Annotated in this window: 22 protein-coding genes and 1 pseudogene; 21 read left to right on the forward strand and 2 right to left on the reverse strand. The window is 64.7% G+C overall.

The window, feature by feature from the left end; translation table 11 throughout:
• On the reverse strand, positions 1 to 834 hold an 834-nt coding region (locus ABZF37_RS01955; RefSeq protein ID WP_372716194.1), incomplete at its 3' end, for an MFS transporter.
• Between the two features lie 642 nt (positions 835 to 1,476).
• On the opposite strand from ABZF37_RS01955, the gene gyrA reads away from it, so the two are divergent.
• The 18 genes and pseudogenes from gyrA to ABZF37_RS02045 all read left to right on the forward strand — a co-directional run bounded on the left by gyrA (position 1,477) and on the right by ABZF37_RS02045 (position 21,953).
• On the forward strand, positions 1,477 to 4,128 hold the full coding sequence (gyrA, locus tag ABZF37_RS01960) for a DNA gyrase subunit A (protein WP_372716196.1): 2,652 nt from the start codon (positions 1,477 to 1,479) through the stop codon (positions 4,126 to 4,128).
• Between the two features lie 46 nt (positions 4,129 to 4,174).
• Positions 4,175 to 5,257, forward strand: coding sequence for a 3-phosphoserine/phosphohydroxythreonine transaminase (gene serC, locus ABZF37_RS01965; RefSeq protein WP_372716198.1), 1,083 nt, complete (start codon positions 4,175 to 4,177; stop codon positions 5,255 to 5,257).
• Between the two features lie 34 nt (positions 5,258 to 5,291).
• The gene (locus tag ABZF37_RS01970) at positions 5,292 to 6,458 is read left to right on the forward strand and encodes a phosphoglycerate dehydrogenase (RefSeq protein ID WP_372716200.1); all 1,167 of its coding nucleotides are present in this window, start codon (positions 5,292 to 5,294) and stop codon (positions 6,456 to 6,458) included.
• Between the two features lie 33 nt (positions 6,459 to 6,491).
• The gene (gene pheA, locus ABZF37_RS01975) at positions 6,492 to 7,583 is read left to right on the forward strand and encodes a prephenate dehydratase (RefSeq protein ID WP_372716202.1); all 1,092 of its coding nucleotides are present in this window, start codon (positions 6,492 to 6,494) and stop codon (positions 7,581 to 7,583) included.
• Complete coding sequence (gene hisC / locus ABZF37_RS01980) at positions 7,580 to 8,683, forward strand: histidinol-phosphate transaminase (protein WP_372716205.1); 1,104 nt, start codon at positions 7,580 to 7,582, stop codon at positions 8,681 to 8,683. Before pheA ends, hisC begins: the two co-directional genes overlap by 4 nt.
• Positions 8,683 to 9,534, forward strand: coding sequence for a prephenate dehydrogenase (locus ABZF37_RS01985; RefSeq protein WP_372716207.1), 852 nt, complete (start codon positions 8,683 to 8,685; stop codon positions 9,532 to 9,534). The genes hisC and ABZF37_RS01985 overlap by 1 nt, the downstream gene beginning before the upstream one ends.
• Before the next feature lie 10 nt (positions 9,535 to 9,544).
• Positions 9,545 to 10,846, forward strand: coding sequence for a 3-phosphoshikimate 1-carboxyvinyltransferase (gene aroA / locus ABZF37_RS01990; protein WP_372716209.1), 1,302 nt, complete (start codon positions 9,545 to 9,547; stop codon positions 10,844 to 10,846).
• Positions 10,843 to 11,538: a (d)CMP kinase gene (cmk, locus tag ABZF37_RS01995; RefSeq protein WP_372716211.1), complete on the forward strand. Its 696-nt coding sequence runs from the start codon at positions 10,843 to 10,845 to the stop codon at positions 11,536 to 11,538. The genes aroA and cmk overlap by 4 nt, the downstream gene beginning before the upstream one ends.
• Positions 11,539 to 11,643: 105 nt before the next feature.
• Positions 11,644 to 13,320: a 30S ribosomal protein S1 gene (gene rpsA, locus ABZF37_RS02000; RefSeq protein WP_372716213.1), complete on the forward strand. Its 1,677-nt coding sequence runs from the start codon at positions 11,644 to 11,646 to the stop codon at positions 13,318 to 13,320.
• A 109-nt stretch (positions 13,321 to 13,429) separates the two neighbouring features.
• Positions 13,430 to 13,705: a lipopolysaccharide assembly protein LapA domain-containing protein gene (locus ABZF37_RS02005; RefSeq protein ID WP_372716216.1), complete on the forward strand. Its 276-nt coding sequence runs from the start codon at positions 13,430 to 13,432 to the stop codon at positions 13,703 to 13,705.
• Between the two features lie 30 nt (positions 13,706 to 13,735).
• Positions 13,736 to 14,434 (forward strand): orotidine-5'-phosphate decarboxylase, encoded by a 699-nt coding sequence (gene pyrF / locus ABZF37_RS02010; protein WP_372716218.1) that lies wholly within the window; start codon positions 13,736 to 13,738, stop codon positions 14,432 to 14,434.
• A complete protein-coding gene (rfaE1, locus tag ABZF37_RS02015; protein ID WP_372716220.1) occupies positions 14,435 to 15,418 on the forward strand; it encodes a D-glycero-beta-D-manno-heptose-7-phosphate kinase in 984 nt (327 codons plus the stop codon).
• Positions 15,409 to 16,401, forward strand: coding sequence for an ADP-glyceromanno-heptose 6-epimerase (gene rfaD / locus ABZF37_RS02020; RefSeq protein WP_372716222.1), 993 nt, complete (start codon positions 15,409 to 15,411; stop codon positions 16,399 to 16,401). Before rfaE1 ends, rfaD begins: the two co-directional genes overlap by 10 nt.
• Before the next feature lie 157 nt (positions 16,402 to 16,558).
• Positions 16,559 to 17,914 (forward strand): MBL fold metallo-hydrolase, encoded by a 1,356-nt coding sequence (locus tag ABZF37_RS02025; protein ID WP_372716224.1) that lies wholly within the window; start codon positions 16,559 to 16,561, stop codon positions 17,912 to 17,914.
• Complete coding sequence (locus ABZF37_RS02030; protein ID WP_372716227.1) at positions 17,911 to 18,495, forward strand: DUF2946 family protein; 585 nt, start codon at positions 17,911 to 17,913, stop codon at positions 18,493 to 18,495. Before ABZF37_RS02025 ends, ABZF37_RS02030 begins: the two co-directional genes overlap by 4 nt.
• A 2-nt stretch (positions 18,496 to 18,497) precedes the next feature.
• Complete coding sequence (locus ABZF37_RS02035; RefSeq protein WP_372716229.1) at positions 18,498 to 19,745, forward strand: lipoprotein-releasing ABC transporter permease subunit; 1,248 nt, start codon at positions 18,498 to 18,500, stop codon at positions 19,743 to 19,745.
• Positions 19,738 to 20,427, forward strand: coding sequence for an ABC transporter ATP-binding protein (locus ABZF37_RS02040; protein WP_372716231.1), 690 nt, complete (start codon positions 19,738 to 19,740; stop codon positions 20,425 to 20,427). The genes ABZF37_RS02035 and ABZF37_RS02040 overlap by 8 nt, the downstream gene beginning before the upstream one ends.
• Before the next feature lie 327 nt (positions 20,428 to 20,754).
• Positions 20,755 to 21,953, forward strand: a pseudogene (locus ABZF37_RS02045) (ATP-binding protein).
• A 154-nt stretch (positions 21,954 to 22,107) separates the two neighbouring features.
• On the opposite strand, the gene ABZF37_RS02050 reads toward ABZF37_RS02045, so the two are convergent.
• A complete protein-coding gene (locus ABZF37_RS02050; RefSeq protein ID WP_372716233.1) occupies positions 22,108 to 22,299 on the reverse strand; it encodes a hypothetical protein in 192 nt (63 codons plus the stop codon).
• A gap of 249 nt (positions 22,300 to 22,548) precedes the next feature.
• On the opposite strand from ABZF37_RS02050, the gene ABZF37_RS02055 reads away from it, so the two are divergent.
• The 3 genes from ABZF37_RS02055 to ABZF37_RS02065 all read left to right on the forward strand — a co-directional run bounded on the left by ABZF37_RS02055 (position 22,549) and on the right by ABZF37_RS02065 (position 26,967).
• The gene (locus tag ABZF37_RS02055) at positions 22,549 to 23,853 is read left to right on the forward strand and encodes an alginate export family protein (protein ID WP_372716235.1); all 1,305 of its coding nucleotides are present in this window, start codon (positions 22,549 to 22,551) and stop codon (positions 23,851 to 23,853) included.
• A gap of 117 nt (positions 23,854 to 23,970) precedes the next feature.
• Positions 23,971 to 25,251, forward strand: a complete 1,281-nt coding sequence (locus tag ABZF37_RS02060; protein WP_372716237.1) for a nitrate/nitrite transporter — start codon at positions 23,971 to 23,973, stop codon at positions 25,249 to 25,251.
• Positions 25,252 to 25,272: 21 nt separating this feature from the next.
• Positions 25,273 to 26,967 (forward strand): bifunctional protein-serine/threonine kinase/phosphatase, encoded by a 1,695-nt coding sequence (locus tag ABZF37_RS02065; RefSeq protein WP_372716239.1) that lies wholly within the window; start codon positions 25,273 to 25,275, stop codon positions 26,965 to 26,967.
• The last annotated feature ends 10 nt before the right edge of the window (positions 26,968 to 26,977 follow it).

A 26,977-nucleotide genomic window follows, 5' to 3' on the forward strand; every position in this document is an offset into this window, starting at 1 on the left:
CCTGTCCGCCAGCACGCCGGCAGCCACGGCCGCAATCGGTCGCACATAGGAGGTCAGGGCAGAAAGCCGGGCGGCGTCAATTTCGTTCATCCCCAATACCTGGACGGCATACAGGGAATAGTTGTCCAGGCCTTTATAGCCGCAATAGGCGCACAGGATGATTCCGGCCTGCGCCCAGATGGTCGGGCGTTTAAACGTAGCGACCGTATTCCCGAATGTCAGTCGGGGCTTTATTGCAGAGGATTTTTCGCCCGACCCGGGCAACAGGAACCAGGCCAGCACGCCGATAGCGCAGGTGGCGATTGAATACAGTAGGAGCACCCCGCGAAAACCCGCCCGGCGCTGTACATCAGTTGCCAGAGTGGCATCGATTGGCAAGTAGAACGCCAATACCGCGATGCCGATGAATGCAAAGCAAGCGGCAACGAATCCGCGACCACCATCCAGAATTCCAAACGCCTTGCCTTGAGATAATGCTCCACCCCATTCGCGCGTGGCCTTAATCATGGCGGCCCAGAACATGAAAATTGTGGTAATTCCCCAATAACCATAAAGCAGTGCCATCTGCCCCGCGCTAGGGATGGTTGCCATATAGAAGCCTCCGGCGCCGGTCAGAATGAGGGACGAACCGAGCAATACGCGAATGGACAATCGATCCGCGAGCAAACCTCCTGGGAAATACGCAAGCATGGCGGCTAACCCATACACGGCGAAGATGTCGCCCAGGCTGGTGTTTGAGAACTCAAACACCTCCAGCAAAGTCGGACGAAAAAACCGCGCCGTGTGAAACGGCAAGCTGAAAATCATCTCGCCAGCCAGGATCAGCACGGCCATTTGCACGATTCTTTTCACTGGACGGGCTCCGCCAGGTTCGCTTGATAAGCCGCTGCGCTGTGGTTGCGTGCAGCGCCGGATAGTGAAACGCGCTGATCTGGCCAGCTCCAGGTCGCCAATTGAGTGTCAGCAACCGCCTGCCGGCCGGTCATTGGGATTATGGAACGCGGCGCTGGATAGCTTGTGATTCTCATGACCTGCGGAGGGGACTTGGGAATGGCCTGTGTGCGAGGCTCCACAGCGGCCTGCAGCGCGTCGCCGCGAGGTCCAGAGGCTCAGGGCGCTGTGCTAGAATTCGCGGCCGTGTCGTACCCGTTTATCCCTTGCTTGGCGCACTGGGCGCGCAGCCTTGAACTGCCAAGCGTGCCGCGGTGATGACCGTACTTGGCAGGCAGGCGTTTTGTCCACGGCCTGGAGCGTTCGTAAAGGCACCTAGTCCGTGAATATTGCGTTGCAACTAATTGATTTTTCATGGTTGTGGCAGGGGTCTGGTATACCCGAAAGCGACCGGAGTTGCGACCGGTTGCGCACGCCACGCGTTCGACACCAGCACAGTCCGTGGCAACCGCTCTATAACCTATCCCGCGGTGGCGGCCTTGCCGCTACCGGCCCGACACCTTTAGCCCTTCTATTGGCGACAGCATGACCGAGTTCGCCCGCGAAATTATCTCCGCCAACATCGAGGACGAGCTCAAGCGCTCCTATCTCGATTACGCCATGAGCGTCATCGTTGGTCGCGCCTTGCCGGACGTGAAAGACGGCCTCAAGCCTGTGCATCGGCGCGTGCTGTACGCCATGCATGAGTCCAGCCACCTGTGGAACCGCGCCCACGTCAAGTCTGCGCGGGTGGTCGGCGACGTGATGGGTAAGTACCACCCGCACGGCGATTCGGCCATCTACGACACGCTGGTGCGCATGGCGCAGCATTTCTCGCTGCGCTACCCGCTGATCGACGGCCAGGGCAACTTCGGTTCGGTCGACGGCGACTCGCCGGCCGCCATGCGCTACACCGAATCGCGCCTGGCGCGGATTGCCAGCGAGCTGCTGGCCGATATCGACATGGACACGGTCGATTTCGTACCCAATTACGACGGCAAGGAACGCGAACCGGCGGTGCTCCCGTCGCGGCTGCCCAACTTGCTGATCAACGGTGCGACCGGCATTGCGGTGGGTATGGCCACCAATATTCCGCCGCACAACCTGGTAGAAGTGGTCAACGCCTGTGTGGCGCTGATTGATGACCCGGATATCGATTTGGACGGTTTGATGGTGCACCTGCCAGGGCCGGATTTCCCGACCGCGGCGAGCATCAACGGCGCCGCTGGCATCCGCGAGGCCTACGCCACCGGACGGGGCAAGATCTATATGCGGGCCCGGGTGGAGATCGAGGAAGACAAGAAGACCGGCAAGGCCAGTCTGGTCATCTTTGAACTGCCGTACCAGGTCAACAAGGCCCACCTGCTCGAAAAAGTCGCCGAGCTGGTCAAGGAGAAGCGCGTCGAGGGGATCACCGAGATCCGGGACGAGTCCGACAAGGACGGCATGCGGGCGGTGATCGAGCTGCGTCGCGGCGAGGTGCCCGAGGTGGTACTCAACCACCTCTACCAGCAGACCCAGTTGCAGGCCGTGTTTGGCATCAACATGGTGGCGTTGCTGGACGGGCAGCCGCGTCTGCTGACCTTGCTGGAGGTTCTGGAAGCGTTCATTCGTCACCGGCGCGAGGTGGTCAGCCGGCGCACCCTGTTTGCGCTGCGCAAGGCCCGCGACCGCTTGCACATCCTGGAAGGCCTGGCGGTGGCATTGGCCAGTATCGAGCGCGTGATCGTGCTGATACGGGGTTCGCAAACGACCGACGAGGCGCGCGCCAAGCTGATCGACGAAGGTTTTTCACCGGGCTTTGTCGGTGAAATGCTGACGCGGGCCCTGGCCGTGGATGCGCTACGTCCCACCGAGTCCGGGCGTGGTCTGGTCGATGGCCAGTATTACCTGAGCGAGCGGCAGGCGCAGGCGATTCTGGACATGCGTTTGCAGCGTTTGACCGGGCTTGAGCGCGACAAGATCGTCGATGAATACGGTGAACTCACCACGCAGATCGCCGATTTACTGGACATTCTGGGCAGTGACGGCCGTTTGCTGTCGGAAATCCGCCGCGAGCTGCTGGAGGTGCGCGATCAGTACGGTGACGCCCGGCGTACGAACATCATGGTCGACCGCCTGCAGCTGACCTCCGAGGATCTGATTGCCGAGAAGGACCTGGTGGTTACTTTTTCTCATCAGGGTTACTGCAAGGCGCAGCCGGTCAGCGAGTACCGTTCGCAGCACCGAGGTGGCCGAGGCCGGGCCGCGGCGCGCGTGAAGGAAGAGGATTTCATCGAGCGGCTGTTCGTGGCCAACAGCCACGACACCCTGCTGTGCTTCTCCAGCGCGGGCAAGGTGTATTGGCGCAAGGTCTACGAACTCCCGCTGGCCGGTTCCGGCAGCCGGGGCCGGCCGATCGTCAATCTGTTGCCGCTTGAGGATGGCGAGCGCATCAGTGCCGTATTGCCGGTGGCTGAGTTCGCCGCTGACCGTTACGTGCTGTTTGCCACCCGCCGCGGACTGATCAAGAAGACCGCGCTGGCCAATTACTCCCGACCGCGAGCCGCCGGCATCATTGCGCTTGATATCGTCGAGGGCGATGCTCTGGTGGCGGTGGCGATGACCGGCGGCGGCGACCATGTGATGCTGTTCTCCGACGACGGCAAGGTGCTACGTTTTGACGAGCAAAACGTGCGTGCCGTCGGACGCGACGCGCGGGGCGTGCGCGGCATGAACCTGCGCGCCGATCAAAGCCTGATCGGCATGCTGGTTGCGCAATCGGCCGAGGTCCCGGAGCCGCCGCAGGGCGGGCCGGGAGCAATCCTGACCGTGACGGCCAATGGCTACGGCAAACGAACGCCGCTGGCCGATTACCCGCTGCGCGGGCGCGGCGGCATGGGTGTCATCTCCATCCAGACCAGCGCCCGCAACGGTGCGGTGGTGGGAGCCGTGCAAGTCGGCGAGGACGACCAGGTCATGCTGGTCACCAACGGGGGAACCGCCATCCGCACCACGGTGGCCAGCATTTCCGTGCTGGGGCGTAACACTCAGGGCGTGAAGCTGATCGGCGTGGGTGAAGGCGAACTGCTGGCCGGACTCGCCGTGGTGGCACCGGAGGACGAGCTGCCCGAGGACGATGACATCGACGCGGAGGGAGCTGAGGCCGCCCCAACCGTCGCCGACTCCGATCCCGACGACGTTTCGCCCGACGCATGATTAAGCGGCTGGTGTCTCGCGCACCGGTCCTGACACGGAGACCATGATGGCTCGTATTTATAACTTCAGTGCCGGTCCGGCGGTGCTGCCGGAGTCCGTGCTGGCGCAGGTTCGGGACGAATTGCTTGACTGGCACGATAGCGGCATGTCGGTCATGGAGATGAGCCACCGGGGCAAGGAGTTCATCGCCATCCAGGAGCAGGCCGAAGGCGACCTGCGCACACTCATGGGCATCCCGGCCAACTATAAGGTTCTGTTTCTGCAGGGCGGCGCCAGTCTGCAGTTCTCGATGCTGCCGCTGAACCTGCTGCCGGTCGGCGGAGCGACCGATTACGTGCTGACCGGCGCCTGGGCCAAGAAAGCCGCTGCCGAGGCCAAGCGCTACGGCACCGTCAACATCGCCGCCAGCAGCGCCGAGAGCAACTTCAACCGCATTCCGGGCCAGGGTGAGCTCAAGCTCGATCCGGCCGCCGCCTACGTGCATATCACCGGCAACAACACCATCTTCGGTACCGAGTATCACTACACGCCGGATACCGGTGCCGTGCCGCTGGTCTCGGATGCCTCAAGCCACATCCTGTCGCGACCGGTGGACGTCGGCCGCTACGGCCTGATCTATGCCGGGGCACAGAAGAACATCGGCCCGGCCGGGCTGACGCTGGTAATCGTGCGGGACGACCTGCTCGGCCATTGTCGCGAGGGCGCGCCGACCATGCTCGATTACGCCGTCCATGCCCAGAACGATTCGGCCTACAACACGCCGCCGACCTTCGCCATCTACGTGGCTGGCCTGGTGTTCAAGCACCTGATCGCTCAGGGCGGGCTGGCGGCCGTGGAACGCGCCAATGTCCAGAAGGCCGATCTGCTCTACGGTTTGCTCGATCGCAGCGCTTTTTACAGTTGCCCGACCGAGCCGGCCAGCCGCTCGCGCATGAACGTGCCGTTCACACTGGCCAACGCCGAACTCGACGCGCCGTTTCTGGCCGAGGCCAAGACAGCCGGCTTGGTTCAACTCAAAGGTCACCGCAGTGTCGGCGGCATGCGCGCCAGCATCTACAACGCCATGCCGCTGGCCGGTGTGCAGGCGCTGGTCGATTTCATGATCGACTTCGAGCGCCGCAACGGCTGAGCCGCTTCCTTACCTTCAGGAAATAGACATCCCTATGTACCGCGTACTCGCGCTGAACAATATCTCCAAGGCCGGCCTGGCACGCCTGCCTGCCGACCGCTTCCAGGTTGGCAAGGACCTGGCTGACCCGGACGTCATTCTGCTGCGCTCAGCTGACCTGCATAGCATGGTCCTGCCGGCCACGTTACTGGCAGTGGGCCGGGCCGGGGCGGGCGTCAACAACATTCCCGTCCCGGCGCTGTCGGCGCAGGGCATCCCGGTGTTCAACACGCCGGGCGCCAACGCCAACGCGGTCAAGGAACTGGTGATCGCCGGCCTGCTCCTGGCGGCGCGCAACATCTGTCAGGCCTGGGCCTACACGCAGGCACTGCAAGGCGACGCACAGGCCATCGAGCACGCGGTCGAGGCTGGCAAGAAACAGTTCGCCGGCTTCGAGCTGCCAGGTCGCACGCTTGGCGTCGTCGGCCTGGGCGCCATCGGCCGGGAAGTGGCCAATGCGGCTCTGGCGCTGGGCATGAAAGTGGTTGGTTATGACCCCGGACTCACGGTCGACGGCGCGTGGGCGCTGTCATCCCAGGTGGAGCGGGCGACCACCGTGGAGACAGTATTCAGCCGCGCCGATTTCATTACCTTCCACGTGCCGCTGAACGAGCACACGCGGGGTCTGGCCAACGCCGACACCTTGCGTCTGGCGCGGCCTGGGCTGACGGTGCTGAATTTTGCGCGCGCCGGCATTGTCGATATCGGCGCCGTCGCGGCCGCGCTCGAAACCGGTCAAGTGCATGCTTACGTCAGTGATTTTCCGAAACCGGGCTTGATAGGTCATCCACGGGTGATAGCGTTGCCGCATCTGGGGGCATCCACGACCGAGGCGGAGGAGAACTGCGCCATCATGGTGGCCGAGCAGGTGCGCGAATACGTCGAGAACGGCAACATCACCAACGCGGTCAATTTCCCTTGGGTGGTCATGCCGCGTGCCGAGGGTGGGGTGCGGCTGGCGGTGGTCAATGCCAACGTGCCGAATATGGTCGGCCAGATCACCACCGCGCTGGCCGAGGCCAAACTCAACATCGTCGACATGATCAACAAGTCGAAAGGTGAGCTCGCCTACACGCTGGTCGATGTGGATCGTCCGGTGCCCGCCGAGCTGCTGGTGAAGATCCGCGCCATCGAAGGCGTGCTGGCGGTGCGCTGCCCCTGAGGGCAGCTGCTTGCCGATCGAGCGGGGGGAGTCATGCCGGACGACGGAAAACTCGCTGCGATACGGCTGCGTATCGACGCCTTGGACACCGAACTGCTGCGCCTGCTGTCCGAGCGCGCCGCCTGTGCCCAGCAAGTCGCCGAGGTCAAGCGTGCCGCGGGCGAGAGCGCTTTTTACCGCCCCGAGCGGGAAGCCCAGGTGTTGCGCCAGGTGGCTGCGACCAATCCCGGGCCCTTGCCGGAGGAGGCCGTCACGCGCATCTTCCGCGAAATCATGTCAGCGTGTCTGGCACTGGAGCGACCGCTGACTGTGGCCTATCTGGGCCCACCCGGTACCTTCTCGCAGGATGCGACGCAGAAGCATTTCGGGCAGGCCGCCAGCAGCCTGCCGCAGGCCACCATAGACCAGGTATTCCGCGAGGTCGATGCTGGCGCCGCCGACTACGGCGTGGTGCCGATCGAGAACTCGACCGAGGGCGCGGTTACCCACACCTTGGACATGTTCCTGAGCTCACCGCTCAAGGTTTGCGGCGAGGTGGAGCTGGCAGTGCATCAACAGCTGCTGAGTCGTGCCGCGGACCTTTCCGAAATCAACAAGGTGTACTCGCATGCTCAGTCGCTGGCGCAGTGCCGGCGCTGGCTGGTCGGCCATCTGCCGGGCGTGGCCGCGGAAGCGGTCAGCAGCAATGCCGAGGCGGCCCGCCGGGCCGCCAGCGAAGACGGCGCCGCGGCCATTGCTGGGCAGTCAGCCGGACGGCTATACGACCTGCCGTGCCTGGCGGCCAATATCGAGGACGAGCCGGGCAACACCACGCGGTTCCTGATTATCGGCAGCCAGGACACCCAGCCCAGTGGGCGCGACAAGACCTCGCTGTTACTGTCTACCGGTAACCGGCCGGGGGCGCTGGCCAGTCTGCTGGAGCCGCTGCGCCGGCATGGCATCTCCATGACCCGCATCGAATCGCGCCCGGCCCGCACCGGCCGCTGGCAGTACGTGTTCTTTATCGACATCGAGGGCCACGTGCGTGATGCGCCGGTACAGCAGGTACTCGAAGAACTGCGCGAAGTGACTGCTCTGTGCAAGGTATTGGGTGCCTACCCGCGTGCGGCCGGGGATGCGCCTTGAGGCACTCGGTCAGGGACTTGGCCACAGCCGGCGTGAGGGCGCTGCAGCCCTACCAGCCAGGCAAGCCGCTGAGCGAACTGGAGCGCGAGTACGGTATCCGCGACGCGATCAAGCTTGCTTCCAACGAGAACCCGCTCGGCCCAAGTCCACTTGGTATTGAAGCGGCGCGGCGTGCGCTGGCCGACCTGGCGCTGTACCCGGACAGCCATGGTTTCGAGCTCAAAAACGCGCTTTCCGCGGCGTTGGGTGTGCGCGCCGATCAGCTGGTGCTCGGCAATGGCTCCAACGAAGTCCTGCAACTGGTGACACGCGCGTTCCTGAGTCCTGGCGACGAGGCGGTGGTGGCGCAGCATGCGTTCGCCATTTTCACCACCGAGGCGGTCAGCGCGGGCGGCACCGTGGTCAGCGTGCCGGCGCGCGACTGGGGTGCCGACCTGCCGGCCATGCGGGACGCGGTCGGCGAACGGACCCGGCTCGTCTTTGTCGCCAACCCGAACAATCCGACCGGTACCTGGCACCGCGCGGCGCATTTGCACGCGTTTTTGGGTTCGTTGCCGGCGCATGTGGTGGTGGTGCTCGACGAGGCCTACTGCGAGTACGTCAGCGAGCCCGATTATCCGGATGGCCTGGCCTGGCTGGCCGAGTTTCCCAACCTGCTGGTGTCGCGCACGTTCTCGAAGATCTACGGCCTGGCCGGGTTGCGTTTGGGTTATGGGGTGGCCAGTGCGGACATGGCGGACCTGCTAAACCGTCTGCGCGAGCCGTTCACAGTCAACAGCCTGGCGCTGGTCGCGGGCGAGGCGGCGCTGGCCGATCACGAGCATGTGCGCCGCTCGCGGGATTTCAACCTCCAGGGCCTGGCTGCGCTAGGTGCTGCTTGCCAACAGCTCGGCCTGGACTACATCCCGTCGGTTGGCAACTTCATCGCTGTCGATGTCGGTCGCCTGGCGGGGCCGGTATACGAGGCGCTGCTGCGGCGGGGCATCATCGTGCGCCCGTTGGCACCGTACGGCATGCCCCGCCATCTGCGCATCACCATCGGTACGCCCGCGCAGATGGAGCGCCTGCTCAGCGCGCTGCCGCAGGCACTGGCCGGCTGATGGCGAACATTGTCATCATCGGTCTGGGACTCATCGGGGGTTCGCTGGCGCGCGATCTGCGCCGCTGCGGCCATCGCGTCACCGCCTGTGGAAGGGATGCCGGCCGGCTGGCGCCAGCGCTGAAGCTAGGCATTGTCGATGCCGTTGAGCCCGACTGGCAGATGGCCGTCGCCGGTGCGGATCTGGTGGTCCTGGCCGTGCCGGTTGGGCGCACGCGGGAGGTCTACGCTCGCATACGTCCCCACCTGACCGCCGACACACCAGTCACCGATGTCGGTAGCAGCAAATGTTCGGTAGTACGCGACCTGACAGCCCTGTGCGGTCGCCTGCCAGCGCAGTTTGTGCCTGGCCATCCCATCGCCGGCACCGAGCACAGCGGTTTTGCCGCCAGCGTCGAGGGCCTGTTTGCTGGCCGGACAGTGGTTCTTACCCCTACGGCCGATACCGACCCTGGCGCCGAAGCGCGCGTGGTCGCGCTGTGGCTGGAGGTCGGAGCGCGGGTTCTGGCGCTGAGTGCCGAGCAACACGACGCGGCCCTGGCGCTGACCAGCCATCTGCCTCAGATGCTGGCCTATACGCTGATGGGTCAGTTTGCCGAGTTCGGGCAGGGCAAGACCCTGGCGGAACTGGCGGGCAGCGGGTTTCGGGACATGACACGCCTGGCGGGCAGCGATCCGGCGATGTGGCATGACGTATCCCTGGCCAATCGGGCACAGCTCAGCCTCGCCCTGCGCCGCTATATGGAACGCCTCGGCGAGCTGGCGGCGGCGGTCGATGCTGGCGACAGCGAGCGCCTGTTGGCGCTGTTCACGGCTGCCCAGGCGGCACATCACCGTTTGCCTGCGGCCTGAAGGATTGGCCGTGGATTACCGCATTGCCCCGGCGGTTCGTATCGCAGGCCGCTGCCGCGTGCCAGGCGACAAGTCCATTTCGCATCGGGCCGTGATGTTGGCCGCCCTCGCACAAGGGGAGAGTCGCTTCGACGGTTTTCTGGCTGGCGCCGACACGCTGGCAACCGCGGCCGCGTTTCGCGCCATGGGCGTGGCCATCGACGGTCCGCAGGATGGCAGTGTCAGGGTGCAGGGGGTCGGGCTGCATGGCCTGCAACCGCCGGCCGGGGCGCTGGATATGGGTAACGCGGGCACCGGTATGCGCCTGCTTGCAGGCTTGCTGGCCGGCCAGCGTTTCGGAGTGACCCTCACCGGCGACGAATCACTGTCGCGTCGACCGATGGCTCGGGTCATCGGCCCGCTGCGGCAGATGGGGGCTGACCTTGCTGCCAGGGAGGGTGACACGCCGCCACTGGTGTTGCGGCCAGTAGCGCAGTTGCGCGGCATTGATTACGCGCTGCCGATGGCCAGCGCGCAGGTCAAATCCTGTCTGCTGCTGGCCGGTCTGTATGCCCAGGGCCAGACCTGCGTGACCGAACCGGCACCGACCCGCGACCACACCGAGCGCATGTTGGCCGCGTTTGGCTGGCCAGTGACGCGGCAGCGTGGGCGGGTGTGCATCACCGGTGGCAGGGGGTCGCTTCAGGCAACGCAATTTTCCATTCCCGGCGATATTTCATCGGCGGCGTTTCCGCTGGTGGCGGCTGTCATCGCCGCGCAGGGCGAAGTGCTTATCGAAGGCGTTGGTGTCAATCCGACCCGTACCGGCATTCTGGACATCCTGCGTGCCATGGGTGCCGACATCACGTTGCTGAACCCGCGCGATGCCGGTGCCGAACCGGTGGCGGATATCCGGGTGCGCGCAAGCCGGCTGCGTGGCATCGCCGTGCCACCGGAGCTGGTGCCGCTGGCGATCGACGAGTTTCCTGCCATTGCCGTCGCCGCCGCCTGTGCGCAGGGCCAAACGCTTATCACGGGTGCGGCCGAGTTGCGGGTCAAGGAGAGTGACCGCATCGCGGCCATCGCGTCGGGCCTCGGCATGCTGGGTATCACGGTGGAGACGTTGCCGGATGGCCTGCGCATCGAGGGCGGGCAGTTTCGTGGCGGTACGGTGGATAGCCACGGGGACCATCGTATTGCCATGGCCTTCAGCCTGGCGGCGCTTCGCGCTCCTGAGGCAGTGCGGATTCGTGACTGTGTCAACGTCGGGACTTCGTTTCCGGGTTATACGGTCTTGATGCGAGGCCTCGGCCTGGAGATCGAGGAGGCGTGAATCCCCCCGTTTTAACAATCGACGGCCCAGGTGGTGCGGGCAAAGGCACGGTGAGTCTTCAGCTGGCACGCCGCCTCGGCTGGCATTACCTGGACAGTGGGGCGCTGTATCGGCTGGTTGGATTGGCCGCGACGCGGGCTGGACTGGATCTGGACGACGGCGCCGCGCTAGCGGGCCTGGTGAGCCGCCTCGAGTTTGAGTTTCGCCCGGATGCCGCGGCGCTGCGGGTACTGCTGGATGGCACGGATGTGACGGCGGCGATTCGGGAGGAGGCCTGCGCGCGCGCCGCCTCGCGCCTGGCTGTGCAGGCCGATCTTCGTACCGTGCTACTGCCACTGCAGCGGGCGCGTGCCCGCTCGCCGGGCCTGGTGGCAGAGGGGCGCGACATGGGCACCACAGTGTTTCCCCAGGCACCGCTGAAGATTTTTCTGACCGCCAGCGTCGAGCAGCGGGCGCGGCGGCGCTGGTCGCAGTTGAGCGCGGCCGGTGTCGATGCTAGGCTTGCGGATATTTTGAGCGATTTGGGGCAGCGAGATGCGCGGGATGGCTCGCGCAAAACCGCCCCTCTACGCCCGGCGGACGACGCGGTCATCATCGACAGCAGCGACCTCACGGCGGATGAAGTTTGTGCCCGGATTCTAGGGCACTGTAAGGAGCGCGGTCTGACGGACAGCGCCGGCCTGGCCCCGTGAGGGCTGGGGGGTGTTGACGTTCTCCGTTTCGTGGCGAAAGCCCTGTCGACAGCGCATTTGTTATCCACTGCGGAATGCGGAATCCGCCATCACGTGTTAGCCCCTATGACCGAATCGTTCGCTGCCCTTCTTGAAGAAAGCCTGTCACGCAGAAAGCTGCAGGCCGGTTCCATCGTCAAAGCCATCGTCGTCGATCTGGACGACAACTTCGTCACCGTGCATGCCGGTCTGAAATCCGAAGCACTGATCGCGATTCACGAATTCCGCAACGAGCGGGGTGAGCTGGAAGTCGGCATTGGGGACGAGGTCGAGGTAGCGCTCAAGGCGATCGAGGATGGTTACGGCGAGACCGTGCTGTCGCGTGAAGAAGCACGACTCAACAAGCAGTGGATTGTGCTGGAGGACGCCTTCGAGAAGGCCGAACCCATCAACGGCATCATTACGGACAAGGTCAAGGGCGGTTTCACCGTCATGATCGGCGACGTGCGGGCATTCTTGCCCGGCTCCCTGGTCGACATTCGCCCGGTGCGGGACATCACGCATCTCGAAGGGCGCGAAATCCAGTTCAAGTGCATCAAGCTTGACCGCAAGCGCAACAACGTCGTGGTTTCCCGTCGCGCGGTGCTCGAGGACAGCTATGTCGAGGAGCGTCGCGCCCTGATCGAGAGCCTGGAGGAGGGCCAGATCAAGCAAGGTATGGTCAAGAACCTGACCGATTACGGTGCGTTTGTGGATTTGGGCGGCATCGACGGCCTGCTGCACGTGACCGATATGTCCTGGAAGCGCGTGCGTCATCCCAGCGAAGTGGTCAAGGTCGGCGACGAGCTTGAAGTCAAGATTCTGAAGTTCGACCGCGAGCGGGTCCGCGTTTCGCTTGGTCTGAAACAGTTGCAGGAAGATCCGTGGGTCAACATCGCCCGCCGTTACCCGGTGGCGACCAAGTTGGTCGGTACGGTCACCAACGTCACCGACTACGGTTGCTTCGTCGAGATCGAAGACGGCGTGGAAGGTCTGGTACACATGTCCGAAATGGACTGGACCAACCGCAACGTGCAGCCGGCCAAGGTGGTGCAGCCGGGCGATCAGGTCGAGGTAATGATTCTCGATGTGGACGGCGAGCGTCGACGCATCTCGCTGGGCATGAAGCAATGCCGCATGAATCCCTGGGAAGAATTTGCTGTCTTGAACAACAAGGGCGACAAGGTCAGCGGCCGCATCAAGTCGATTACCGATTTCGGGGTGTTTGTCGAGCTGGATGGCGGAATCGATGGTCTGGTGCACCTGACCGACATTTCCTGGGACAAACCCGGCGAGGACGCCATACGCGATTTCAAGAAAGGCGATGTGGTGGAAGCCGTGGTATTGCTGGTGGACCCCGAGCGTGAGCGCATTTCGCTCGGCATGAAACAGGTCGAGAGCGATGCCTGGACTGACTACGTGACGGATCATCCCCGCGGCACCCGCATTACCGGCAAGGTGACCGAGGTCGAGCCGAAGTTCGCGACCCTCGAGTTGGCCAGCGGCATTGTAGGCACCATGAAGTCCGGCGAGGCCTCGCAGGACAAGACCAAGGACGTGACCGAAGTCCTTAAAGTGGGCGACGAAGTCGAGTGCATGATCATCTCCGTAGACGCCAAGGCTCGTGCAATCCAGTTGTCGGTGCGCGCGCAGGAGATCAAGGAAGAAGCAGCGACAGTTGAGGAGTACCGCTCCACCAACGTTACCGGTACTACCAACCTGGGTGACCTGTTGAAGGAGCAAATGGGTGACCGCGGTAACTGATCGGTCGGCAGGCAGCGTTGCCTGACTTCAGTGGGCGCTTGGGCGAAGTCTGGAACCTGAATAAAAACGGCATGGCCCCGGCTATGCCGTTTTTGTTTGTGGAGGTGTCATGATGCGTGTATTGCGCTTACTGCTATTGCTGACGGTCGCGTTGCTGGCGGGTCTTTTCGCCAGCGTCAACACGCAGCCGGTAAAGATCAACTATCTGATCGGGAGTGGCGAGTTACGCCTGGCCTGGCTGCTGCTTTTGGTGGTTGGTGTCAGCGTGGTGCTCGGCTGGCTGGCGGCGCTACCAGTGCGCTGGCGGCGCGGGCGGGAACTGCGCCAGCTACGCTCGGAGCAGCGACGTTTGCAGACTCAGCTGAGCACGCCGCCAGATCCTTGACCCGGGCCTGTACTGCAATCCTGGATATCGATGTCGAAGCCCCGAATCGTTGTTGCCATCGATCGCCCGGATTTGGGTCAGGCATTGTCCCTGACGGCACATCTCGATCCGGCGTTGTGCCGCCTTAAGGTAGGTATGGAACTGTTCACCGCTGCCGGGCCGGCAGCGGTCGAAGCCCTGCAGCGGCAAGGTTTCGACGTGTTTCTGGACCTTAAATTTCACGACATTCCCAACACCGTGGCGGGCGCTTGCCGCAGCGCCGCAGCGCTTGGCGTGTGGATGGTGAACGTCCACGCCAGTGGCGGCCCCCGCATGTTGGGGGCGGCGGTCGAAGCGCTTGCCGGCGGGCCGAGCAGGCCAGTCCTGGTTGGTGTGACCTTGCTGACGAGTCTGGATGGCACCGAGTTGGCGGCCGTCGGAATGCCTGGCGACCCTGCCGAGCGGGTGCTGCATCTGGCGCGCTGCTGCGCCAATGCCGGACTCGACGGCGTGGTCTGTTCACCACTCGAAATCGTCCCGCTGCGGGCAGCGCTGGGGGAACAATTTACCCTGGTGACACCCGGCATACGCGCGCCTGGCGAGGCGCTCGATGACCAGCAGCGTACCCTGGCCCCGGCCGCCGCGCTGGCGGCCGGAGCAACTTACCTGGTGATCGGCCGCCCGATCACCCGTGCGCTTGACCCTGGCGCCGCATTGCGGGCGCTGGCGGCAAGCGTTCCGAGCGACTGAGTGTTAGTCAGCGGACTTACACCCGCGCACCTGGCCCGCCTTGAAGGCCAGCGGGTGCTGGTCGTGGGCGATGCCATGCTGGATCGCTACTGGTTTGGGTCGGTCGAACGCATATCACCGGAAGCGCCGGTGCCGGTGGTGGCGGTAGGCGCCAGCGAGGAGCGCCTTGGCGGCGCCGCCAACGTGGCCCGTAACGTGGTGGCGCTCGGCGCCAAGGCGCGACTGCTGGCCATCACGGGCACCGATGAGGCCGGGCAGCGGCTCGAATCACTCCTGACCGACACCGCAATTGATGCCCGATTGGTGCGCGACCCGGCCTTGCCGACCACGCTGAAGCTGCGCGTGTTGTCGCGCAGCCAACAACTGATACGGCTCGATTTTGAAGCGCGGCCCAGCGCGGCGGCCCTCGACGGCCTGCGGGCTGAATTCCAGTCCGCGCTCGACTGGGCACAGGCGGTGGTGCTGTCCGACTACGGCAAGGGCTCGCTGTTGCACGTGGCTGCGTTGATTGGCGAGGCACGCGCCCGCGGTTTGTTGGTGATCGTCGATCCCAAGGGCCACGATTACGCCTGTTATGCCGGCGCCACCCTGCTGACGCCGAACCGCAGTGAGTTCGCGACCGTCGCCGGGGGGCCGTGGAGCAACGAAGCCGAATTGCAGGTCAGGGCGTCCTCCTGGCTGCGCAGACTCGACGTCGGGGGGCTGCTGATCACCCGCAGCGAGGAGGGCATGACCCTGTTTCGCGCCGATGCGCCGGCCCTGCACGACCCGGCCCGGGCGCGCGAGGTGTACGACGTGTCGGGCGCCGGCGACACCGTCGTGGCAGCCATTGCCCTGGCGTTGGCGGCAGGTCTGCCTGACGCAGCCGCGGTGCACCTGGCCAATCTCGCGGCTGGCATAGTGGTTGGCAAGCTTGGCACGGCCACAGCCACTGCGGACGAGGTGGCTGCGGTGCTGGAGCAGGAGGATGGATTATGTACGTAGTGACAGGTGGCGCGGGCTTCGTCGGCAGTAATCTTGTGGGCGCCTTGAACCGCCGCGGCATCACCGACATCCTGGTGGTGGACAACCTCGAAACCAACTCGGCCAAGTTCCGTAACCTGGTTGGCCGCGCGATCGCTGATTATGTCGACAAGCGCGACTTTCTCGGCCTGCTGGACACCGGCCGTCTGGGCAAACTGACCGCCGTCCTGCACCAGGGCGCCTGTTCCGACACCATGGAACTGGACGGCCGCTACATGATGGAAAACAACTACGCGTACTCGAAAGCCGTGTTCGATTACTGCCAGGGCGCGCGGGTGCCGTTGCTGTATGCGTCTTCGGCGGCGGTGTACGGGGCGAGTCAGGAGTTCGCCGAACGTCCCGAAAATGAGCAACCTCTTAACGTCTACGGCTACTCCAAGCTGTTGTTCGATAACTACCTTCGCCGACACGCCGGTCGCTTGCAGGCGCCGGTGACCGGCTTTCGCTACTTCAACGTTTACGGGCCGGGCGAAGCGCACAAGGGGCGCATGGCGTCGGTGGCGCGCCAGTTCTTCCTTCAGTACCGGGAGGAGGGATGCGTGCGCCTGTTCAGCGGCAGCGGCGGCTATGGCGACGGCGAGCAACGGCGTGACTTCGTGGCGGTGGACGATCTGACACGAGCGGTGCTGCACTTCCTGGACCGGCCGCAGGGCAGCGGTGTGTTCAACCTGGGCAGCGGTGAGGCAGCGAGTTTCAACCGCGTGGCACAGGCGGTGATCAATGCCTGCCGCGACGCCGCGGGCGAGGCGCCGCTCGATTTGCCAGCGCTGGTAGCCAGCGGTGCGGTGCGTTATGTCGATTTCCCGCCGGGCCTTGCCGAGCGATATCAGAGCTACACCCAGGCTGATCTTGCCGGACTGCGACTGGCCGGATACGACGGCGAGTTCATGCCGGTTGAACGCGGCGTCGCCGATTATGTGCGCAGCCTGTTAGCCGATTCCTGAGCGGCAAGGTGTCGCCGGTGGGACGTCGGCAGCCCACCTTCCTGCGCGACGCGGTACCTTCTGTGTTGTTGCCCGGTTGCGCAGGCATGCGTCACGGGTTGCGCCAGACGGTGCGTTGTGTTGCCGACGGCAAGCATTCCAGTCCGACAGAGGTTTCATGCATCTGACTTTCCTTGGCGCGGCCGGTACGGTCACCGGCTCGAAGTATCTGCTGGAAGTGGCCGGCCGGCGCCTGCTGGTGGACTGCGGCCTGTTCCAGGGCTACAAGCAGCTGCGTCTTAAAAACTGGGCGGCGCTGCCGGTAAAGCCCGCCAGCCTGGACGCGGTGCTACTGACGCATGCCCATATCGACCACAGCGGCTACCTGCCGCTGCTGGTGAAAAATGGTTATGGCGGACGTGTCTGGTGCACGCCGGGCACCGCAGCCCTGTGCGAAATCCTGTTGCCGGACAGCGGCCACCTGCAGCAGCAGGATGCCGAGTACGCCAACCGCAAGGGGTTCTCCAAGCACCGCCCGGCGCTGCCCCTGTATGACAAGCAGGACGCCATCGATTGCCTGCCGGCGCTGGAACGGGTTGAATTCAATGACTGGTTCGAGCCATGCGCCGGCGTGCGGGCGCGCTTGCGGCCTGCCGGTCATATCCTGGGCGCGTCCAGCGTAGAGCTTGAGGCGGATGGCCGGCGGCTGTTGTTCAGCGGCGACCTCGGCCGCAACGACCACCCCATCCTGTACGATCCGGCGCCGCCACCGCCGGTCGATTATCTGGTCGTCGAGTCCACCTATGGGGATCGCCTGCATCCGCCCAGCGACCCGGCCCAGGAACTGGCCGCAGTCATCAAACGCACCGCTGCCCGTGGTGGCATGGTGCTGATCCCGGCGTTTGCCGTTGGCCGTACCCAGGAACTGCTGTTTTACATTCATCAGCTCAAGCAGCAGGGTGCCATTCCCGACGTGCCGGTGTTCCTGGACAGCCCGATGGCCATCAACGCCAGCGAGTTGCTACAGCGGTTTGCCAGCGAGCATCGGCTCAGCGCCGCGCAGGCCGGTGAGGTGTGCGCCACGGCAACGTATGTACGCGAACGCGAGGATTCGATCGCGCTCAATTCCCGCACCCACCCGATGATCATTATTTCCGCCAGCGGCATGATCACCGGCGGGCGGGTACTGCATCACCTGAAGGCCCGTGCCGGGAATCCGGACAACACCATTCTGTTCGCCGGCTACCAGGCCGGCGGCACGCGCGGCGCCGCGCTGCTGGCCGGTGCACAGGAGATCAAGCTGCATGGCCGCTATCTGCGGGTGAAGGCCGAAGTGGCGAGCATCGAGAACCTGTCCGCGCATGCCGACTGGCAGGGCATTCTGGATTGGCTATCCGCCATGCCTTCGCCCCGCCAGGCCTTCGTTACCCATGGCGAGCCGGCGGCGGCCGATGCACTGCGCCTGCGCCTGCACGAGAAGTTCGGTTGGGCGGCAACGGCGCCGACGCTCGGTGAGCGGGTGCACCTGAAATGAGCGAACTGCCCGTCACGCCGGCATGGTCGCCGGGCCAGCCCCTGGCGGGCTGGCTGCGACTGACCGGGCGGGGTACGTGGCTGATCCGCGATGCGGCGGTGGAACATCCGTCGCTGCGGGCGCATCTGAACCGCCATTACCAGCGCGACGCGCAGGGTCGCTATTTCGTGCAGAACGGCGCCCAGGTGGTTTTTGTGCGCCTGGATTACGCGCCCTATACGGTGCACGTGGCGGCGGATGGGTCGCTGGTTGCCCACACCGGGCAGCCGGCCGGAGCGGTGCAGGCGGCGTGTCTGGACGAGGCCGGCGTGCTGACCCTGTTGACCGAGCTTGGCGCGGCACGGGCTGACGAGGCCACGTTGGAATACTTTGCCGACCGCGTGCGTCATGCGGACGACCAGCCGGCCGACGAGACCGCGCTGTCCGCCCTCATGCACGGCGGCGCGGACACGCCAGCACTGATTCTGGACCTTCCGCAGGGCCGGGTGCCGCTGACCCGTTGCGCCAGCAATGATCTGCCGCGGGCGTTCGGTTTCGTGCGCGATCCACAACAACAATATGGCGCAGAGGCGCCCGCCTGAGCATGTTCAAACCCTACGAAATTTTTATCGGCCTGCGTTACACGCGCGCCAAGCGGCGCAACCACTTCATCTCCTTCATCAGCCTGGTTTCGATGGCCGGTATCGCCCTGGGCGTGATGGCGCTGATTACGGTCATTTCGGTGATGAACGGTTTCGAGCACGAGCTGCGCTCGCGCATTCTTGGCATGGTGGCGCACGTTACCGTCAGCGGCGATGGCGGCGTGCTGCGCGACTGGCGGGCGACGCAGCGCGAGGTCAAACGCGAATCCGAGGTCGAGGCCAGCGCGCCGTACGTTGAGACCGAGGCCATGATCTCGTTCGCCGGCAACGCCAACGGTGTGTTGCTGCGTGGCATCGACCCGGCCCAGGAGCCCGGCGTCGCCGAACTGACACTCAATACCAGCGGCACCACGCTGTCCGCGCTCGGACCGGGTGAGTTCGGCATCATCCTGGGGCGGGATCTGGGGCAGGCGCTGGGAGCCAAGGTGGGCGACAAGGTGACGGTGCTGATACCGGAAGTCAGCGCCGGTCCGGCCGGCGTGTTGCCGCGCATGAAGCGTTTTACCGTGCTCGGTTACTTCTCGGCCGGCATGTACGAATACGACAGCGCACTGGCCCTGGTGGCCATCGGCGACGCCCAGCGTCTGCTGCGGTTGCAGGACGATGCCGTCAGCGGCGTACGCTTGCGCCTGACGAATCTCATGCAGGCACCCACCGTGGCGCGGCGTCTGGGCTTGCAGCTGCCCTACCTGGCCGTGAGTGACTGGACGCGCCAGCACGTCAACTTCTTTCGCGCCGTGCGCACCGAAAAGACCGTGATGTTCATCATCCTGTCGCTGATCGTCGCCGTGGCGGCGTTCAATATCATCTCCACCCTGGTGATGATGGTGGCCGACAAGCGTGCCGATATCGCCATCCTGCGCACCATGGGCGCCACACCGGGCAGCGTGATGGGAGTGTTCATCGTGCAAGGCGCGGTCATCGGCGTGATTGGCACGCTGCTCGGGCTGGTCAGTGGGGTGGTGTTGTCGCTGAACATCGCGACCCTGGTGCCGTGGCTGGAGCGGGTGCTGCACGTGAGCCTGTGGCCGACCGACGTGTATTACATCTCCACCCTGCCATCGCAGTTGGAAGTGGGCGATGTGATGAACATCACCGGGCTGGCGTTGTTGCTATCGCTGCTGGCCACGCTGTACCCGGCCTGGCACGCGTCCCGTACCGATCCGGCCGAGGCCCTGCGTTATGAGTAATTCAAGACCGGTGCTGGAGGCCCGTGGCCTGGGCAAGACCTATGTCGACGCCGGTGGCGCACTGACCGTACTGCATGATGTGGACCTCACGGTCGAGGCGGGCGAGAGCGTGGCCATCATGGGCGCATCCGGTGCCGGCAAGAGCACGTTGCTGCATCTGCTGGGCGGGCTGGACGCTGCCAGCACCGGCCAGGTGCGGGTCGAGGGCGAGTTACTGACCGGTCTTGGCGAGCAGGCGCGCTCGCGCCTGCGCAACCGCTCGCTCGGCTTCGTTTACCAGTTCCACCACCTGCTGGCGGAGTTCACGGCGTTGGAGAACATCGCCATGCCGCTGCTGATCGGCGGCGCCCAGCCGCCCGCGGCGCGTCAGGCGGCGGCCGACATGCTGGCACGCCTTGGCCTGGCCGCGCGCCACCACCACAAGCCGGGTCAGCTGTCCGGCGGCGAGCGCCAGCGGGTAGCCATCGGCCGCGCGCTGGTGACTCAGCCGCGCTGCATCCTGGCCGACGAACCGACCGGCAACCTCGACCCGCACACCGCCCAGCAGGTGTTTGCGCAAATGGTGGAGGTCTGTAGCGAACGCGGCGGCGGGCTGGTGGTGGTCACCCACAATCCGGAACTGGCGGCTTCGCTCGACCGTCAGCTGGTGCTCACGGACGGGCGGTTGGCGGATCGCGATTGATTGGCAAGTGGTTCAGGAGCCGCTGATTTATGCAGCGGCTCCCGCAGTGCAGGGACGCACTACCAAAATCGATGGCTGTAAACCATTGATTTTGTGAGCCACCGGAAAACCACGCTTTTCCGGTGGCGGGCGCTGAAAGATCCAGGACGGATTTATTCAGCGCTTCCTTCAGTTAGGCGCAGAACGGACGAGTTTGGTCCTGGCGGCGAACTCCTGAGGTGGTTGTGACGACGGATTTCTGGGTACGAGTCGGGAGTTAATTTAAGTGAAGTTAAGGAAGTTATGCCGGCTCCATAATTTACTTAATAACCATATACACTGGCGCCGATGGACCCTATAACCAATCCTTACGCCCCTGGGGCAGGCACTCCCCCTCCCGAACTGGCCGGTCGTGATGCGTTGCTCGAAACGGTACGAGTCGCTACTTCGCGCATACGTGCTGGCAGGCCGGCCAAGAGTGTTTTGCTGATTGGCCTGAGAGGCGTTGGAAAAACCGTCTTGCTGGACCGTATGCGCAATGAAGCCGAGGCGGCTGATATGCAAACGCTGCGCATCGAAGCACCTGAGGGACGTTCTCTACCGGCCATTCTGGCGCCCCAGTTACGACAAGCGCTATTGCGCCTATCGCGCAACGAACAGGCGCGGGAACTTAACTTGGACACCGCGCATTGCGGGCGTTGGCTGGTTTCGCCAAGGGGCTAAAACTCAGGTATCAGGACATTGAAGTCGGATTCGATTTCGAGCCGGAGCCGGGATTAGCGGACAACGGCGACCTGGAGCACGATCTACAAGCACTCCTCGAAGCGGCTGGCGCTGCCGCACAGCGCGCTAGCACAGCCTTGATCCTGTTCGTTGACGAGCTGCAATACGTTGAAGAGAACCAGTTGGCTGCTCTGATTACGGCGCTGCACCGAACAGCGCAGCGACAACTTCCCGTGGTGATGATCGGTGCTGGACTGCCTCAGTTGCCGGGGCGTATGGGTCGGGCAAAGTCCTATGCGGAGCGGTTGTTCGATTACCCAGAAGTCGGTCCACTAGGACCTGATCCGGCGCGAGTTGCCATTGAAAAACCCGCCGCGAACCAGGGTGTTTACTTCGACCCGCGCGCGTTGCAACGCATAGTGCGTGAAACCAGTGGCTATCCCTATTTCCTCCAGGAATGGGGCAAGCACGTGTGGGACGTGGCGCAACAGTCTCCGATCACCGAGGACGATGTGATACGCGCCTCGCGAGAGGCGATTGCCGCGCTAGAGGAGAGTTTTTTCCGGGTGCGATTCGACCGCCTGACGCCGGCAGAGAAACGCTATTTGCGCGCCATGGCACAGCTTGGCCCCGGACCTCACCGGTCAGGGGATGTTGCCGAAATGTTAGGCCGCAAGGTTTCGAGCTTCGGTCCGATCCGTAGTCAGCTCATTGCCAAGGGGATGATCTGGAGTCCAAGTCACGGGGACACCGCATTTACGGTGCCGATGTTTGACCAGTTCATGAAACGCATCATGCGTGGTGATGATTGGCGGCAAGGATGAACGCGCCCTGACGTGATGGGCTTGTGCATTGCCTGCACTGGCCAAGCGTGCGTCCAAGGCATGTTGCGGACTGCCCTTGGCGCGCCGCGCTCCCACTTGCGCACCGCTTGCACGGCTCCGTGTGCCAGTTCCATCGCCTGTCGGCGGACTTCAGTCACTGGAGAACTGACGTGCCGTTGGCCATCGCCGCGTTGGCCTGCTTGTACAGGGCGTTACTGGCGCCGTCGCGCGCCCGAGCTGCCCGTGGTTGTTGACCTGCCCCGGGGTTGGTGAGGATGGCGTAGCCGGCGTAGGCGCTCTGGGTGACGCTGGTGCCCGGATGGGTCTCGGTCAATACCCGGTACATTCCGGCGTGGACACCACCCAGGGTGGTACGGCCGCGAGATGATACACACGCCGGCTCTATACCATTGTCAATCTGGCCCGAGTATTGCTTTAAGTAGCGCGGCTGCGACGCGGCAGCCATTCTGGAAATTCTCCGGCGGCGCGCTGTAGCGCCGCGCTACGACAACGAGGTCGTACCTGCCCACGGGCGGGTGCGACCTTTTTTTATGCCCGTTTGCGGGTGATGTGCTCAGTTCGGAGTTGCTGCTACGTGAACATCAAGCACGCTTATTTTCTGGCTGGCGGTGCGCTGCTGGCTTCCGTTGCCGCCTCTGGCGCGCGGGGGCAGACGGTCGGTAACGCCTTGCCGTCTCTGACCGATGCCATCGTCAACGGCCAGGTCAACCTTGGGGTCCGCTACCGCTACGAGCACGCGTCCCAGGAGCGGCCGGGCAGCATCCTGCACGAAGCCAATGCACATACGGTGCGCACGAACCTGGGCTGGCGCACCGGTTTGTTCCACGGTTTCTCCGCCTATGCCGAGGCCGAGAACGTGTCGGTGATCGGTAACGAGGACTACAACAACACCTACAACGGCAAGGGCAAGTACCCGGTGGTGGCCGATCCGGACGGCACCGAAGTGAACCAGGCCTACCTGGCCTGGCAGGGCGTGGCCGGCAACCTGGCGCGCTATGGGCGCCAGGCAATCAACTTCGACAACCAGCGGTTTGTAGGTGATGTCGGCTGGCGGCAGAACCAGCAGACCCTGGATGGCTTCACGTACCAGAACACCATGCTGGCGGGTGTCACCGCCAGCTACGCCTACATCTACAACGTGAACCGGATTTTTGGCGAGGACACGCCGAACACTGCTTTCGCCAATACCGGCGATTTCCAACTGGACGGCCACCTGGTCAACGTGCAGTGGACGCCGAACGCCTCCACCGCGCTCACCGGCTATGCCTACCTGCTCGATTTCGACCATTTCGACGCCGAGTCGACGGCCACTTACGGTCTGCGGGCAGCGGGCGAACGGCCGTTGGCGCGGGTCGGCGTGCCGGACGGCGCGTTTCTGTATGCCGCCGAGTACGCGTACCAGGGCGATTACGCCGACAACCCCGGCGATTTTGGCCTCAGCTACGGCCTGGCCGAAGCCGGGTTGCGCCTGTTCGGGGTCAGCGCCAAAGCCGGTTACGAGCTGCTCGAAGGGGGCGCAATGGGTGGCGCGCGCGCCTTGCAGACGCCGCTGGCAACGCTGCATGCCTTCAATGGCTGGGCGGATCAGTTCCTGCGCACGCCGGCGGCAGGTCTCCAGGATCGTTACGTGACTGTCAGCGGGGTGGTGCCGAACTGCGGCATCAACTGGCTGGTGCGCTACGACGACTACCGCGCCGATGCCGGCAATAACGATTACGGCAGCGAGTGGGGCGTGCAGCTGAGCAAGACCTTTGCCCGGAAATACACGCTTGGCATCAAGTATGCGGACTACGACACCGACGCCCCGGCCTTCATTGCCGGCCGGCCCGATACCACCGACGCCGCGAAAAGCTGGTTGTGGATGCAGGTGAAGGTCTGATTCGGGATCACGCGTAGAGCTGACTGCTTTGAAACCCCGGCCTTCGTCGCGAGGCCGGGATTGTTAAACGGGTTTATCGCCGTCGGCACGGGGCGGCGTATTTTCAGGAGTGAGGATATGGACTGGCAGGACTTTCGCCGCTCGGGCCACTGGCCGACGCTGCTGGCGGCGTTTTTGTATTTCGACTTCAGCTTCATGGTGTGGGTGGTTTTGGGGCCGCTGTCGCTGTACATGGCGCAGGACATCGCGCTCGACGTGTCGCAGAAGTTCACCATCGTCGCCATTCCCATACTGTTCGGCGCATTGCTGCGGGTGCCGCTGGGCATGCTGGCGGATCACATCGGGCCCAAACGCACCGGCGTCATGGCGCAGCTGCTGGTGATGGCGGCGCTGGCCTACGCGTGGCTGGTCGGCTTCGAATCCATCCTGGCGGTCGAGGTGTTCGGCGTTATGCTCGGCCTGGCCGGAGCCAGTTTTGCGGTCGCGCTGCCGCAGGCCTCGCGCTGGTATCCGCCCAGGTATCAGGGCATCGTGCTGGGCATCGCCGGGGCCGGCAACATGGGTGTGGTGCTCGACTCGCTGCTGGTGCCCTGGGCCGCCGAGGCCTGGGGCTGGCGCGCCGTGTTCGGCATCCTGCTGATTCCGATGGCGATCGTGTTTGTGCTGTACCTGGTGATGGCCAAGGATGCTCCGGAGCAGCGCACGCCCGTGTCGCTGCGCAACTATGGTGCGGTGCTGGGCGATCGGGATACCTGGTGGTTCATGTTTTTCTACTCGATCACGTTTGGGGGATTTGTGGGTCTGGGCAATGCACTGCCGCTGTACTTCACCACCTGGTACCACGTGTCTGGCGTGGCGGCGGGCCTGATGGTGGCGCTGGTGGTGTTCGCCGGGTCCATGTTCCGGCCGGTGGGCGGCTGGCTGGCGGATCGGGTCGGCGGCATACGCTCCCTGCAGGTGCTGTTCTGTGTGGTGGCGGTCAGCTATGTGGTGGTCGGCTTGTTGCCGGAGGGGCCGGCACCGCTGGCCGGGAGCGTGGCCGATGCCAAGGTCGCGGGTTGGAGCATCGGCGAACTGCCGTCGGTTGCCTGGGTGGCGGTGGCGGCGTTTTTTGTCGGCGCCATGGCGCTGGGTATGGGCAACGGGTCGGTGTTTCAGCTAGTGCCGCTGCGCTTTCGGCGCGAGATCGGCGTGGTCACCGGGCTGGTTGGGGCGGCCGGTGGAGTAGGCGGGTTTTTCCTGGCCAAAACATTGGGCTGGTCCAAGGTGGCGACCGGCGATTTCGGGATGGGGTTTTTCCTGTTCGCGGGCCTGGCTCTGGTCGGACTGATCGGGCTGGCCGCGGTCAAGACGCGCTGGCGTACCACCTGGGGCGCGGTGGCCGAGGCACGTGTTTGAGCCACCGTCAGAGCCATTCGCGTGACTAGCGAGCGGCTGGAAGTCGGCGTCGGCCTGGTCAGCCAGACCGGTCGTCGGCCGCAGAACGAGGACTTCGTGGCGGCGGATCGTCCGGTCGGCAGTCGTGGCGGTTACGAGTTTGCGGCGGCGATTGCCGATGGCGTCGGCGGCGGCCCGGGCGGTCGCTTGGCGGCGGAGACCGCCGTTCGGGGGTTTCTGGATGGCTACTTCGGGCTGCCAGCGACGCTGGGCGCCGAACGCGCCGCCGGCCGCGCACTCCAGGCCATCAACCGCTGGTTGCACGGTCTGGCCCAGCAAAACGTCGACCTGCGTGGCATGGCAACCACCTTCAGCGCGCTGCTGCTGCGCGGGCGCGAGGGGTACGTGCTGCACGTTGGCGACAGCCGTGTGTACCGGCTCCGGGATGCCAGCCTGCACCGGGTGACCACCGATCACGCGCACGATCACCCGGACCTGCAACACGTGCTGCTGCGGGCCGTGGCGCTGGAAGACAACGTGCGCGCCGACGCCAGCCGACACGAGCTGCGCGTGCACGACCGCTACCTGCTATGTACGGATGGGGTGCACGGCACGCTGCCGGACCGGCGCATCGAGGCCCTGCTGGCAACCCGTGGGGACCCGCAGGCGAGTGCCGCCGAAATTGTCGCGGCGGCGCTGGAGGCCGGCAGTCGCGACAACGTAACGGCCCTGGTGCTGGACGTGCTGGCGCTGCCGCCGCTCGATCAGACTGGCCTTGAAGCCGCCCTGGCGGCGCTGCCCCTGCTGGCCTTGCCCAAAGTCGGCGACGAAGTGGACGGCTTTCGACTGCTGGAGCAGATTTCAGACGGCCGCTACAGCCGCCTGTTTAGGGCCCAGGACCTGCGTGAGTCGCGTCAGGCGGCGCTGAAGTTTCCGCACCCGCGCCTGGAGGGCGAGGATATCTACCGGCGGGCTTTCCTGCGCGAGGCGGCCGTGGCGGCGCAGGTGCGCAGCCCGTACGTGGCGGAAGTGATCGAACTGGCGCCGGATCGCCAGACGCGCCTGTATTCGGCAATGCCGTTCTATGTTGGCGAGACCCTGGAGCAGCGCCTCAAGCGTAGCCCGCTTGGCCTGGCCGAGGGCGTCGCCATTGCCAGCCAGCTCGGCCGGGCGGTCGATGCCCTGCACCGGCGGCGCATCGTGCACCGCGACATCAAGCCTGACAACGTACTGCTGCTGCCCGGTGGCGGCCTGAAGCTGCTCGACCTGGGCGTGGCACGTCTACCCGGTGTACAGGGCGCACCTGACGAAGATATTCCGGGCACGCCAAGCTACCTGGCGCCAGAGCAGTACGAGGGCAACGCCGGCGACGAATGCACCGACGTGTATGCGCTTGGCGTGACCCTGTACCGCATGTTCACCGGCCACTACCCGTACGGCGAGACCGAAGCCTTCGCCCGGCCGCGCTTTACCCGCCGCCAGCCCCTGGCGCACTACCGGCCGCAGCTGCCGGCGTGGCTTGACGCGGTACTGGCGCGCGCTACCGCGGTGCAGCCCACCGAGCGGTATGCGCACGTGGCGGACCTGGTGGCCGATCTGGAACATGGCCTCTCCGGCGGTGGCGGTACCGCGCCGCAGCGCCGCCAGCCCTTGTACGAGCGCAATCCGCTACGGTTCTGGCAGGGGCTATCCCTGGCATTGCTGATCGCACTGTTGGTGCTGTTGGCGCGCGGCTGACCAGTTCTTG

It is taken from the genome of Immundisolibacter sp., from assembly GCF_041601295.1.
Classification (GTDB): domain Bacteria; phylum Pseudomonadota; class Gammaproteobacteria; order Immundisolibacterales; family Immundisolibacteraceae; genus Immundisolibacter.

Coding starts and splice junctions, on each gene's coding strand:
- gyrA (WP_372716196.1), top strand. CDS start 1,477: ATGACCGAGTTCGCCCGCGAAATTATCTCCGCCAACATCGAGGACGAG.
- serC (WP_372716198.1), top strand. CDS start 4,175: ATGGCTCGTATTTATAACTTCAGTGCCGGTCCGGCGGTGCTGCCGGAG.
- ABZF37_RS01970 (WP_372716200.1), top strand. CDS start 5,292: ATGTACCGCGTACTCGCGCTGAACAATATCTCCAAGGCCGGCCTGGCA.
- pheA (WP_372716202.1), top strand. CDS start 6,492: ATGCCGGACGACGGAAAACTCGCTGCGATACGGCTGCGTATCGACGCC.
- ABZF37_RS01985 (WP_372716207.1), top strand. CDS start 8,683: ATGGCGAACATTGTCATCATCGGTCTGGGACTCATCGGGGGTTCGCTG.
- rpsA (WP_372716213.1), top strand. CDS start 11,644: ATGACCGAATCGTTCGCTGCCCTTCTTGAAGAAAGCCTGTCACGCAGA.
- ABZF37_RS02005 (WP_372716216.1), top strand. CDS start 13,430: ATGATGCGTGTATTGCGCTTACTGCTATTGCTGACGGTCGCGTTGCTG.
- pyrF (WP_372716218.1), top strand. CDS start 13,736: ATGTCGAAGCCCCGAATCGTTGTTGCCATCGATCGCCCGGATTTGGGT.
- rfaD (WP_372716222.1), top strand. CDS start 15,409: ATGTACGTAGTGACAGGTGGCGCGGGCTTCGTCGGCAGTAATCTTGTG.
- ABZF37_RS02025 (WP_372716224.1), top strand. CDS start 16,559: ATGCATCTGACTTTCCTTGGCGCGGCCGGTACGGTCACCGGCTCGAAG.
- ABZF37_RS02030 (WP_372716227.1), top strand. CDS start 17,911: ATGAGCGAACTGCCCGTCACGCCGGCATGGTCGCCGGGCCAGCCCCTG.
- ABZF37_RS02035 (WP_372716229.1), top strand. CDS start 18,498: ATGTTCAAACCCTACGAAATTTTTATCGGCCTGCGTTACACGCGCGCC.
- ABZF37_RS02040 (WP_372716231.1), top strand. CDS start 19,738: ATGAGTAATTCAAGACCGGTGCTGGAGGCCCGTGGCCTGGGCAAGACC.
- ABZF37_RS02050 (WP_372716233.1), bottom strand. CDS start 22,299: ATGTACCGGGTATTGACCGAGACCCATCCGGGCACCAGCGTCACCCAG.
- ABZF37_RS02060 (WP_372716237.1), top strand. CDS start 23,971: ATGGACTGGCAGGACTTTCGCCGCTCGGGCCACTGGCCGACGCTGCTG.